11 protein-coding genes are annotated in these 12615 nt (G+C 61.6%); 7 read left to right on the top strand and 4 right to left on the bottom strand.

The genetic code is table 11. The features are described 5' to 3' along the window. Positions 1-488: 488 nt before the first annotated feature. The 3 genes from DXD16_RS07915 to DXD16_RS07925 are packed head-to-tail and all read right to left on the bottom strand — an operon-like array spanning position 489 to position 3728. Positions 489-1202 carry a DUF6580 family putative transport protein gene (locus tag DXD16_RS07915; protein WP_117655730.1) on the bottom strand — a complete coding sequence of 238 codons (714 nt, stop codon included), beginning with the start codon at positions 1200-1202 and terminating at the stop codon, positions 489-491. Between the two features lie 4 nt (positions 1203-1206). Next, positions 1207-2850: an ABC transporter ATP-binding protein gene (locus DXD16_RS07920; protein WP_117655731.1), complete on the bottom strand. Its 1644-nt coding sequence runs from the start codon at positions 2848-2850 to the stop codon at positions 1207-1209. Then, on the bottom strand, positions 2850-3728 hold the full coding sequence (locus DXD16_RS07925; protein ID WP_117655735.1) for an energy-coupling factor transporter transmembrane component T: 879 nt from the start codon (positions 3726-3728) through the stop codon (positions 2850-2852). The genes DXD16_RS07920 and DXD16_RS07925 overlap by 1 nt, the downstream gene beginning before the upstream one ends. 205 nt (positions 3729-3933) lie before the next feature. Here DXD16_RS07925 and glmU point away from each other — a divergent pair, with 205 nt between their 5' ends. Next, positions 3934-5346, top strand: coding sequence for a bifunctional UDP-N-acetylglucosamine diphosphorylase/glucosamine-1-phosphate N-acetyltransferase GlmU (glmU, locus tag DXD16_RS07930; RefSeq protein ID WP_117646163.1), 1413 nt, complete (start codon positions 3934-3936; stop codon positions 5344-5346). Between the two features lie 192 nt (positions 5347-5538). After that, entirely contained in the window at positions 5539-6525 is a 987-nt protein-coding gene (locus DXD16_RS07935; RefSeq protein ID WP_089573682.1) for a ribose-phosphate pyrophosphokinase, read from the top strand. Positions 6526-6618: 93 nt separating this feature from the next. Here the strand turns inward: DXD16_RS07935 and DXD16_RS07940 are convergent, their stop codons facing one another. Next, on the bottom strand, positions 6619-6822 hold the full coding sequence (locus tag DXD16_RS07940) for a hypothetical protein (RefSeq protein ID WP_117655732.1): 204 nt from the start codon (positions 6820-6822) through the stop codon (positions 6619-6621). 266 nt (positions 6823-7088) lie between these two features. On the opposite strand from DXD16_RS07940, the gene DXD16_RS07945 reads away from it, so the two are divergent. The 5 genes from DXD16_RS07945 to DXD16_RS07965 all read left to right on the top strand — a co-directional run bounded on the left by DXD16_RS07945 (position 7089) and on the right by DXD16_RS07965 (position 12582). Beyond that, a complete protein-coding gene (locus tag DXD16_RS07945; protein WP_233502674.1) occupies positions 7089-8105 on the top strand; it encodes an endonuclease domain-containing protein in 1017 nt (338 codons plus the stop codon). A 351-nt stretch (positions 8106-8456) separates the two neighbouring features. Then, positions 8457-9086, top strand: a complete 630-nt coding sequence (pth, locus tag DXD16_RS07950; RefSeq protein ID WP_197032170.1) for an aminoacyl-tRNA hydrolase — start codon at positions 8457-8459, stop codon at positions 9084-9086. Positions 9087-9458: 372 nt separating this feature from the next. Beyond that, entirely contained in the window at positions 9459-10298 is an 840-nt protein-coding gene (locus DXD16_RS07955) for a sulfide/dihydroorotate dehydrogenase-like FAD/NAD-binding protein (protein WP_117655734.1), read from the top strand. Then, positions 10289-11698, top strand: coding sequence for an NADPH-dependent glutamate synthase (gltA, locus tag DXD16_RS07960; protein ID WP_022094914.1), 1410 nt, complete (start codon positions 10289-10291; stop codon positions 11696-11698). The genes DXD16_RS07955 and gltA overlap by 10 nt, the downstream gene beginning before the upstream one ends. 482 nt (positions 11699-12180) lie before the next feature. After that, positions 12181-12582, top strand: a complete 402-nt coding sequence (locus DXD16_RS07965) for a helix-turn-helix domain-containing protein (protein ID WP_233502675.1) — start codon at positions 12181-12183, stop codon at positions 12580-12582. The last annotated feature ends 33 nt before the right edge of the window (positions 12583-12615 follow it).

Genomic DNA, 12615 nt, shown 5'->3' on the forward strand with positions numbered 1-12615 from the left:
TCGTGGGGGTATCCACGTGACCCATCCGCCACGAAACACGCCCATCTACTACGTTTAAGCCACCACCCTCAACCACAGCGAACAACGCAAAAAGAAAACCGCACGTAGAAAGCCTGCGGTTTTTCATAAAACGCGGTCATGGTCGGGACTATCAAGCTAAACGTAGTAGATGGGCCAGTTTCGTGGCAAGCGCCGTCAACTGATTCCCTGGGGACATCTGGGGACGGAAGAAAATGGATCAATTTGGCTCTCTGAGGGCCACGATGCCCGTCATATCAGCCGGCCATTCCAAAACTATGCCGGTTTACGGGGCTGAATCGCGAACCCCCAACCATATGCAATTCCGAGATAATAAAACGCAGGTAGACGGTGTGCCCTATTTCGAAAAATGCTGGTATGGTCGGCCCGCGCCAATCTAGCCCCGTAAACCGGCATAGTTTTAAAATGGCACTTCGGCAGTATTGATTCCCGCCCCGGCGCGACCAGCCCTACAGCCCGTATTTCACGACGACACGGTTAATGCGACGGCACCAAGGCTTGTACAAGGCGGCCAAAAACACGCAGGTCGCAAGGCCGTGCGTAATATCGAACGGCACTGCCGTGGCAAGACGCGCCACGGCACCCGCCCAAGTAAGCGGCTGTACAAAACCAATGATGTCATACGCGTTGATCACGACGCCATACAGCAAGCCCGACGCAAAGCCATACGCCAACAGTGCCGGCATTCGCACGGTTCCATCGGCGCGGTCAAACGCGCCCGCATGCGCCAGTGCGCCACCGATATAGCCCACCAGACCCCAGGCATACATCTGCCACGGCGTCCACATGCCCTGCCCAAAAAAGAAATTGCTGGTCAGCGCTGCCAACACGCCAACCATAAAACCATTGCGGCGACCAAGCGTCGCCCCCGCGATAATGGCGATGGCGCTCACCGGTTTAAAGTCGGGAATGGGGCCAAACAAGATGCGCCCCGCCGCGGCCAACGCCGCCAACACCAGCGTGGGCATAATCTGGCGCAGGCCCGGGCGCGACGCCTCGTAACCCGCAAAGAACAGTGCGAGCACGAGCGCCACTACAACCAGCATGGCAAGCGCCGCCTGCTCAATGCCCACCAGCAACGCCGCAGCCATCACGGCTGGCACCGCCAGCAGCAGCGGGATCTCCAGTTTTGCAAGCAAGCGCGAGAAACGACAGTCCGTCATCCCATCACGCCCTATAGAACACGTTGTCGGCAAAGAAGTCGGCCGGGGGCTCCATGCAGGCAATCTCGCCGTCAAACATCATGGCGACGTCGTCGGACACCTGCTCGGCAAAGTCTAAGTCGTGCGTGGCCATGATGACGGTACCGCCGGCATTCGCATGGTCACGCAGGGCGCGGGCGATGATACGGCGGCTCTCCAGGTCCAAGCCCTTCGTGGGCTCGTCAAGCAGCAGCAGCTCGGGGCCAATCAGCAGCAGCTTTGCCAGCGCGAGCAGCTGGCGCTGTCCGCCCGAGAGGTCGTAGGGGTGGCGCGTCTCCAGGCCGTCCAATCCCAGTTGCGCCGCACGCTCCCGCGCCAAGTTCTCGTCATATCCGCAGGTCGAGGCCCATTCCATCAGCTCATCGCGAACCGTCTCGGCGACCAGCAGGGCCTTGGGATTCTGTGGCAGCAGCGCCGCCGAAGCCGCTCCGCGCACCATGCGGCCGCGCTGCAGCTTGGCGGTCTTGGCCAGCACCGAGAGCATCGTCGACTTGCCGCAGCCGTTTCCGCCCACGACCGCATGCACCGCGCCGGCTGAAAACGTCACATCGAGCCCGCGCAGCACCCAACCGCCAACGCGATCGTAGCGAAACCAGCCTTCCGACAGGGTGGTAGCCGACCCGCCGTGCATTTTTTGGAGTATTCTGCCTCCATCCGTGCGCGGGAAGGCTTCCGAGCCGTTCTCGAGTGACGTTTGCGCCACAAATTCGGACGATTTGTCCAATTCCGAACTTTTTTTCGCGCTCGCTACGTCCCCGGGCGGCTCCAGAGAGCCCAAATTGTCCTCACGCCTGCTGAATACTCCGTTTTTTGCACATCGGATGGCACCCCACCCCAACATGTCATCGGAAAACAGCGATTCTCGGCGTCCCAAAGAAGCCATATCCGCCACCTCGCGCACACGACCGCCCTCAATCCGGTACGCACACGTCGCATACTCGAGCATCGGCCGCGGTTGATGCGTAGCCACAACAACCGTGCAGCCCAGCTCACGGTTCGCGCGAAACAGCGCGTGCAGAAAATTCTTCTCGGCAACGGGATCGAGCTGAGACGTGGGCTCGTCGAGTAGCAGCACACGCGGACGCAGCGCCAGGACGGCGGCAAGCGACAGCAGCTGTTTGCGGCCACCCGAAAGCGTATCGGTATCGCGATGAAGCCAGTCCTCCAGACCAAAGAAATAGCTGGTCTCGGCAACACGGCGGCGCATCTCGTCGCGCGACATGCCTAAGTTTTCCAGGCCAAACGCCATCTCGTGCCACACGGTCTCGCACACAATCTGGTTCTCGGGATCCTGGAACACGTAGCCCACGCACTCCGCAGACGCGCGCACGTCCATGTCGGCAACGTTCTCGCCCAGCACGCGCGCATCGCCAGTGCGCTCGCCCGCCGGAGCGATCTCGGGCTTGAGCAGCGACAGCAGCGTCGACTTACCCGATCCGGTACCGCCAACAAGCAGCGCAAATGCACCTTGGGGGACAGACCAGTCGAGCCCCTCGAGCACCGCAGCATCAGCCCCGGGGTAGGTAAAGCTCAGGCTCCGCACCTCAATCGCCGGCATATCCGGGTCGCACGCCGCGCCCGACACCGGGCCACTATCCAACCGAGCCATCAGCCGAACCTCTTCTCATCGATCGCATGCAGCACGCAGGGCAGCACCATCCAGGCAGCGTACACGACATAGCCCAGCCACGGCGCGGGCACCGAAAGCTGCGGGTAAAACGAATACTGCGTTGTCGCGGTCCATGCCACCGCCACCGCGGCGGTACCAAACACTGAAAGTCCAACCAGCGCGGCAACATCGCCGCGCCTCAGCCGATACCGCGCATACGTCGTACGGCGCGACGCAGCACCCCACCCGCGCGAGCGCATGGCATCCGCGCGCTCAAGCGAATCTTCCATGCCCCAGCCCATCAGCACGCTCGAGGCCCGCAGGCGCGAACGCACGGGGTCGGCCGGCGCGCGCCCCGGCACATCGATCGCGTCCTGCACCGCCAGCACCGTGCGACCGCGGCGCAAAAACTGTGGGATAAGCCGCATGCACATCGAGATCATGAGCGCGATCACCGGCGCGGCGTTGCCCAAAAGCGCAAGCACCTTATCGTATTCGAGCATCGACGCCGCGGCCTCAAACCACAGCACGCTCGCCACAAACAGCCCACCCATGCACAGGCCGTACATCATGCTCTCCAAATACACCACGCGCATGCCAATATGGAAAAGCTCGGTCGAGCCCGATGCGCTAAACAGCGGGTTGACCAGTGCAATGATCAAAATCACCGGCAGCTGCCAGCGAAGCGCGCCCAACGTGCGGGCAGCCCCGCGCGTCGCAAATCCATACGCCAACCCGCCCGCGAGCGACAGCGCAATCAGCACCGGTTGCATCGAGAACATGGTGAGCCCCAACGTCAGCACCATGTAGAGTGACGGCACCGCCGGATGCGACATCGAGAATGCCGCGACGGGCTCGTTGCCCGATTCCTCTCGCATGATATCCACGGGCACCCCCGTCCCCTCGCTCAAACGACAACGCCGCAGCGCCTCCGCCATACACAACCAGCGCAAACGCCGCACCGACGGCCCAAGCCTCAACCGCCGCAAACCAATCGTTACGCGCTCGTCATATGCCTGCGGTATCATATTGCGCCGTGTATCGTTTCCAAACACACGTCTCTATAACGTAACAGGAGATCACATGGACGCAACCGCAATTATCCTCGCTGCCGGCGAGGGCACCCGCATGAAGTCGAACCACTGCAAGGTTTCGCACAAGATCCTGGGTAAGCCCATGGTCCAGTGGATCGTCGACGCTACCATCAAGGCCGGCTGCAGCCGCGTCGTGGTCGTCATCGGCAGCCACGCCGACGAGATGCGCGCCCTCATCGACGGCGCCTACGCCAACAGCGCCACCAAGGTCGAGTGCGTCGAGCAGACCGAGCGCCTGGGCACCGGCCACGCCGTAAAGGTCGCGCTCGAGGCCTGCGGCATCACGCAAGGCCCCGTCGTCGTGCTCAACGGCGACCTGCCGCTCATCACCGCCGACACCGTCGCCAAGTTCGCGCAAACCGTCGCCACCGGCGAGCTCGCCTGCACCGTCATGACCATGACCCCGCCCGATCCTTTCGGCTACGGCCGCATCAAGCTGGGCGCCGATGGTCAGATCGAGCGCATCATCGAGCAGAAGGACTGCACGCCCGAGCAGGCCGCCACGCTGCTGGAGTGCAACGCCGGCTGCTACGCATTTGACGGCACGCAGCTCGCCGCCCACATCAACGAGATCGGCAACGACAACGCGCAATCCGAGTACTACCTGCCCGACATGCTCGAGATCCTCAAAGGCCACGGCCAGGCTGTCTCCATCTTCCACTGCGACGACTACCGCGACGGCCTGGGCGTCAACAGCCGCATCCAGCTCGCACAGCTCACCGCCATCGCGCGCGACCGCATCAACGAGCACTGGATGGCCGAGGGCGTTACCTTCATCGACCCCACACAGGCCTGGATCGGCCCCGATGCCGTTATCGGCCGCGATACCGTCGTGTGGCCGCAGACGCACCTGATCGGCCACGTCACCGTGGGCGAGGAGTGCCAGCTCGGTCCCAACAGCCGCCTCACCGACACCACCGTCGGCAGCGGCTGCACCATCGATGAGACCATCGCCATTGAGGCCGTCATCGAGAACGGCGTCGACTGCGGCCCGCGCGCCTACCTGCGCCCGGGCACCCACATGCTCGACGGCTCCAAGGCCGGCACGCACGTGGAGATCAAGAAGTCCACGATCGGCGAGGGTTCCAAGGTGCCCCACCTGTCCTACATCGGCGACACCACCATGGGCTCCGGCGTCAACGTGGGCGCGGGCTCCATCACCTGCAACTACGATGGCGTGCACAAGCACAAGACCGTCATCGGCAAGGACGCCTTCATTGGCTCCGACACCATGATGGTCGCGCCCGCCCAGATCGGCGACGGTGCACTCGTGGCCGCCGGCTCCGTCATCACCGAGCCGGTCCCGGCAGACGCGCTCGGTCTGGGCCGCGCCCGTCAGGTAAATATTGAGGGCTGGGCCGCCGATTACCGCCGCCGCCTGCACGAGGACGACGAGGTATAACGTTTTACCAAGCACAAAAGGAGCTGCTCCATGGGGGCGGCTCCTTTTTCTATCGTGACCTGCGCAACCGGATGAGTGGTCGGTTCGTGTCCGTTGGCGGTAAAGACGTTATCAAGACCCGATAAACCCCGCCGCGCGGTTACAATGCAACAAGGCATCTATATGGCATTCGATGTATAAAGGAGAAGGGTAATGCCGATTAATGATCCCGAGAAGTCGGAGAATATGCGCAAGTCCATCCGCGTGTATTCCGGTTCCTCCAACCGTCCCCTCGCTCAGAAGATTGCTGAGTACCTTGGGGTCGAGCTTTCGGGCCTTACGCTAAAGCAGTTCGCCAATGGTGAGATTTACGCCCGCTACGACGAGACCGTCCGCGGCGCCGACGTCTTCCTGATTCAGTCCGTGGCCGGCGGCAACGTCAACGACATGCTCATGGAGCTGCTCATCGCCACCGACGCTGCCAAGCGCGCATCCGCCCGCTCCATCACCGCCGTTATCACCCACTACGGCTATGCCCGCCAGGACCGCAAGGCCGGCCCGCGCGAGCCCATCACCGCCCGCCTCGTCGCCAACCTGCTCGAGCGCGCCGGCGTCAACCGCATTATCACCCTCGACCTGCACCAGGGCCAGATCCAGGGCTTCTTCGATATCCCGGTTAACCACCTGTCCGCACTGCCGCTGTTTGGCCAGTACTACAACGACATGCACTTCGACACCGACAACCTGGTTGTCGTCTCCCCCGACGTGGGTCGCGCCAAGGCCGCCAAGAAGCTGTCCGACATGCTCGGCTGCGACCTGGCCATCGCCCACAAGGGCCGTCCGCGCCACAACGCCGCCGAGGTCATGGGCATCATCGGTGACATCAAGGGCAAGACCTGCATCATCAACGACGACATGATCGACACCGCTGGCACCCTGTGCGCCAACGTCAAGGAGCTCAAGGCTATGGGCGCCGGTGACATCTACGTCTGCGCCACCCACGGCATCTTCTCCGGTCCGGCCATCGAGCGCCTGAACGATGCCCCCATCGTCGAGTGCGTCGTCACCGACGCCATCCCCGTCGAGGTCGGCGGCAAGATCAAGACTATCTCGGTCGCCGAGGAGTTCGCTCAGGCCATCTCCGCCGTTTACCACGAGGAGCCCGTCTCCACGCTCGTCGGCGGCGACTTCGCGCTGTAGTCCAACGCGTATCGCATCATCTTTGATGTTTTTAAAGGGTCGGAAGCTCGCTTCCGACCCTTTTTCTATTCCTCGCCAATCCGCCCTGGATAGTTAGTTCAGATACGTATTTTTTAAAGCTCCAAAGGTCCGTTCGGAGCCTTCTGAGCTCCCCGGCGGATGCCATGCCGCCCGAAGCTCATCGTTTTCGAGTACAACCGCCGCATATATTATCTTCAAATCGCCCTCGAAGGCCCTTAGAAACACCTCGAACGCCCGCCGCCTTATACGTATCTGAACTAACTGTCCAGTAGCCATCGTCAACCTTCTCGGCAGAGCTCAATTTCCTGCAATCCCCTCAACCGATTCCACCGATTTCCTAACACCCGGCCGTTCATGGCGCCCAGCACCCCGCTGAGCGAAAAGAACGGTATGGCGGTCGCATTCTGCCGCCAACTTAGTACGTTATAGCTATGACGACCGTGATTTCACATTTCTCCGCCCTCCGCGCAATTCGTCGCGCACGACGGGCGTACTCTGCCCTACCCTGGAGCTCCATTGATAGTGAACAGCAAGCACAGGCCTTGGCTAGCTGCATTCCCAATAATGACGCGATAGACTTTGGCGCACTTTCGATACTCGACGCCTGGAATGAAGATGATTCCGAGCTGCTCGATCTTCTCGTTTCAAACGAAGGCAACCGACGCCCCGACAAGCGACTTCTTCAGCATATTCTCTCCGCTCCGCTTCCTGAAGGTGCAATTATGCACGTCGAGGCCGACATCTACGCAACGTCTCCTGCCATGACAGCCATGCTTTGTTCTAAAAATGAATCAGTCGCCAAAACCTTGATGCTTCTCATGGAACTGGTCGGAACTTACTCCCTTCCTCCCGGGGCAACATACCCCATTGCCCATGACGACATCTGGCCCAAGGGCGATGGCTACGAAGCGACGGGCGATCTTGATTGCCTGGGCAACCAGTCAGCGGCCGAACAACAGAACGAAACCCGCTATGAACAGGCGCACTACAAATGCAAGCCCGCCACGACCATCGAAGAGCTCGAGGCGGTCGCACGGTTCGCCAAAAGTAGCTCATACGCCTCGTTTCGCACGGCAGTCAAACTCGCCCGGGCTGGATCCGCACCCCCAGCCGAATCCCTAATGTTTGCCGTTCTCGGAGCGCCCATGCGCTTTGGCGGATTCGGATGTTGCAGCCTGCCCATGGGAGGCCTGCAACTCAACCATCGAATCGACTTCGATACTCTTGCGGTCAACATGTCCTCGGGCATCCCCTATGCCATCTGCGACCTATATTGCCCGGCAGCCGGAGTCGACAACGAATACAACGGAATTGGGCATGAGCTTCAAAACGCTCGCATCCACGATGGCAATCGAAATAATGGCCTCAAGGCCATGGGCATCCACGTCCTGGTTATCAATCGCGACCAAATGAAAGACCTTGTTGCACTCGAAGCCTTCGCCCAAACGATGCATCGACTCGCAGGAGTCCGATTCCGGTACCGTATCAAGGGCTATCGCAAGCGTCAGGCCGCTTGGCTCAACGCTCTGCGGGCCGGAACCGGCCTCGCGCCGGTCTAAACGGCGAATCACCCGTGCGCCGTCGAGCAGGGCTGGGCAGTTAGTTCAAATACGTATAAATGGACGCATTGAATTAGACTGTTTTGCAGCTATCTCTATACCATTCGCCCTATTTGAAGGCAGGGTAGACTTCAAAACAGCGCCATATGGACTAACTAAAGCTCCAAAACAACGTATCGGCATTGAATTGAGCAATTCGAGTCCTCAGAACTTATACGTATCTGAACTAACTGTCCACCTCGGATTTCGACGGCCGTCCAAACGCCCCCAAACGCCCTCAATTACCCTCCATTTGACAGCGGCAACAGGGTCGCTCACCATAGCAGGCGACAAATCAACGAAAGGATGAACATGGCAGCTGCACAGCCGCTTAAGATTCGCATGGTTGCCGGGCTTGGCAACCCGGGCGAGGAATATGCCGAGACCCGCCACAACGCCGGCTTTAAGGCGATTGACGAGCTGGCCCGTCAGGCCGGCGTCACGTACTGGAAAAACCAGGCCGGCGCCGAGGTCGCACTCATCAACATCAACGATCCCGAGGAAGAGGGTGGCAAGCGCCAGATCGTGCTGGTCAAGCCGCAGTCGTATATGAATACCTCGGGTGGCCCCATCTCCAAGCTCTGCCGCGAGTACAAGATCAAGGCCGAGGAGCTGCTCGTCATCCACGACGAGCTCGACATCCCCGCCGGTGACGTGCGCGTCAAGGTGGGCGGTGGCCACGCCGGCCACAACGGCCTGCGCTCCATCATCGACAAGATGGGCAGCCGCGACTTTAGCCGTATCCGCACCGGCATCGGCAACCCTCCCGGCAAGATGGCCGTGGCAGACTATGTGCTCAAGCAGCTGCGCGCCCGCGAGGCCGAGGCCTTCCAGGACACCTGCGCCCGCGCCGCCGACGCCGCCGGTCTGGCCATCGTGCACGGCGTAATCTACGCCCGCGACCACGTCAACGGCGCCGCCTCCGCCAACGGCAAGCACTAAAACCTACCGTTTAGGGATGTTTATTTTGGCAGGTTTTATCTGCGGAAACGCCCCGGTGGCCGCATCGCAATAAACCCCGCGCCGCCATACACGCATAACACCCCAAAGGGGGCCGGCCTCATCACAACCCGAGGCCGGCCCCCTTTGCCGTTTTGCCTGATAAAACCGACCAAAATAAACCTATCCCTATTTGGTAGGTCGAAGTGGATAAACCCTTTTCCCAACCGCCGAAGACACACGTAAACAGCATGTCCATGAGGGTATAATTTGCACCGTATGTCTGCACAACGCCTGTGCGCGTACGGTTTTACTCGGGCTACCGTCCATTTCCGTGGAGGCACGGTTCGGCGGCCCTAACAAGAGAGGGGTTCTATGTATAAGATCCTGGAGAAGACGCAGTTCTCGGAGAAGGTGTTCAAGTTCCGCATCGAGGCGCCCGCAATCGCCAAACATGCGCACGCTGGACAGTTCCTCATGGTTCGCGCCAACGAGACGGGCGAGCGTGTCCCGTTTACCCTGGCCGGCTGGAACGGTGACGAGGGCTGGGTCGAGTTCATCTTCATGGTGATCGGCAAGACCACCGAGATGCTGTCCACCTACGAGGCCGGCGAGTCGCTGCGCGACGTCGTGGGCCCGCTGGGCGTTCCCACCGAGATGGCCGAGGGCCCCTGCGCCGTCATTGGCGGCGGCGTCGGCCTGGCAATTGCCTTCCCGGTCGCCAAGCACCTGGTCGAGACCGGTCACGAGGTGCACGCCATCATGGGCGCCCGCGCCAAGGACCTCCTGCTCATGGAGGACCAGTTCCGCGAGCTCCTCGACGAGGACCACATCCACATCACCACCGATGACGGTTCCTACGGCGAGCAGGGCGTTGTCACCGCTCCGCTGGAGCGCCTGCTGCAGGACAAGGCCGTGAGCCAGGTCTTCTGCGTCGGCCCCGTTCCGATGATGAAGTTCTCGACCCTCACCGCCCAGAAGTACGACACCCCCATCACCGCGTCGCTCAACCCCATCATGGTTGACGGCACCGGCATGTGCGGCTGCTGCCGCGTCGAGGTGGGCGGCGTGACCAAGTTCGCTTGCGTCGACGGCCCCGACTTCGATGCCACCCTGGTCGACTGGGATGACCTTCGTGCCCGCCAGGCCGCTTACCGTTCCGAAGAGGGCGAGTCCCTCAAGGCCTATGAGGAAAAGAGCTGCGCATGCCACTAGTTAACGGTCGTTTCGTTGCCGATATGAAGTCGCCCCGCACCCCCGATAACGAGGAGCCGGCTGCCGAGCGCGCCTGCGACTTCCGCCCCGTCGACAAGGGCTTCACCGAAGAGATGGCGCTGGCCGAGGCCGAGCGCTGCCTCAACTGCAAGAAGCCGTTCTGTGTTGAGGGCTGCCCCGTCAACATCAACATTCCCCGCTTTATCGAGCAGATCCGCGCGAAGGACTTCGGCGGCGCTCTCGATACCATTCGCGAGGACTCCATGCTTCCCGCCATCTGCGGCCGCGTCTGCCCGCAGGAGAACCAGTGCGAGGGCAAGTGCATCCGTGGCAAGAAGTCCGAGCCCGTGGCCATCGGCCAGCTCGAGCGCTTCCTGGGTGACCGCCCCGAGCTCGCCTCCACGCCCAAGATGGCCCCCAAGAACGGCAAGAAGGTCGCTGTCGTCGGCTCCGGCCCGTCCGGCATCACCTGCGCCGGCGAGCTCGCCCGTAACGGCTTTGACGTTACCGTCTTTGAGGCCTTCTTCACCGGCGGCGGCGTGCTGGTCTACGGCATCCCCGAGTTCCGTCTGCCCAAGGCGGTCGTCAAACGCGAGATTGACGGCCTGGAGGACATGGGCGTCAAGTTTGAGTACAACTCCGTCGTGGGCAACATGGCCACGGCCGAGGAGCTGTTCGAGCAGGGCTTCGACGCCATCTACGTGGCGACCGGCGCTGGCCTGCCCAAGTTCCTCAACGTCCCCGGCGAGAACCTGCCCAACGTCTTCTTCGCGAACGAGTACCTCACCCGCGTGAACCTGATGAAGGCCAACAAGTTCCCCGAGTACGACACCCCCACCAAGCACGGCAAGAACGTCGTTGTCTTTGGCGGCGGCAACGTGGCCATGGACGCCGTCCGTACCGCCAAGCGCCTGGGCGCCGAGCACGCCATCATCGCCTACCGTCGTACCGAGGACGAGATGCCCTGCCGTCGCGCCGAGCTGCACCATGCTAAGGCCGAGGGCGTCGAGGTTCTGCCGCTCGTCTCCCCGCTCGAGTTTGTCGCTGGCGAGGACGGCTCCGTGTGCGCCGTCAAGGTCCAGAAGATGGAACTCGGCGAGCCCGACGAGTCCGGCCGTCGTCGCCCGGTGCCCATCGAGGGCGCCATCGAGGAGATCCCCTGCGACGTCGCGATTTCGGCTATCGGCACCAACGCCAACCCCTTCGCAAAGAAGATCGGCGGCAAGATGGAGCTCAACAAGTGGGGCTACATCGTCGCCGACGAGGAGACCGGCCAGACCACCGATCCCCGCATCTGGGCCGGCGGCGACATCGTCACCGGTGCCGCTACGGTCATTCTGGCGATGGGCGCCGGCAAGAAGGCCGCCGCTTCCATCACCAAGAGCCTGCTGGGCGAGTAATCACCTACAGCGCTAGCCACCAAACGGCAAAGTCCCCGTCGAGCACACGCCCGGCGGGGACTTTTTTCTATGCCGGCCGCCCGACCACCACAAAGGGGACAGGCACCTTAGTGGTGGTTTTGGACTTGCCTGATCGTTTTGTCTCAATCTGTAACAGTTGGAGTCCGTTGAGCCCTGCAGTTGTTACAGATCGAGATATTGTGCCGGCCGCCCACGCCGCATCTCAATCTGTAACAGTTAGAGACCAAATATGCCGCCTGGTGTTACAGATCAAGACGTTGGGCTGACGGCCGAACGGCTCATCTAAATCTGTAACAGTTAGAGCCATTTTCGCTGGCTTGGTGTTACAGATCGAGACTATGCAAAAGCCGAGGATAGGCACTGCCGCCAAGGCCTTCCCCTCGGCCTAAAACAAAAACCACCACAAAGGTGCCTGTGAACTGCCTCCCATTTCTTGGACATCGGGAAATGGGAGGTTTTCCATGAGTATAGACCTCAGGGTGAAGCACGACCTGGAGTCCAGGAGGCGGGCCGTCGAGCTCTTCGACGCCGGCGTCGGCTGCAAGCCGGCGGCCGAGGCCCTGTCCGTCCCCCGCGAGACCGTGAGAGAATGGCAGTGGGTATACCGGGCGTTCGGAAGCGAGGCGCTGCTGTCCATGGGCGGGAAGCAATCCAGGTACACATTCGAGCAGAGGGTCGCCGCGGCGTCGGCCGTGGTCGACGGCGGGATGGCGAAGGCCGACGCCATGGCCGAGTTCGGGATCAGGTCGAAGTCCCCGCTGGAGCGCTGGTGCAGGCTCTACCGCGAGGGCGGCGCCGAGGCGCTGCGGCCCGGCCCGAAGGGCAGGCCGAGGGGGTCGAGGTCGAAACCCCGGGGCTGTTAGCGTCAATATATTTTTCACCATTTTCACCAACGT

Source organism: Collinsella sp. TF11-5AC (genome assembly GCF_003436775.1).
In the GTDB taxonomy this organism is placed as follows: Bacteria; Actinomycetota; Coriobacteriia; order Coriobacteriales; family Coriobacteriaceae; genus Collinsella.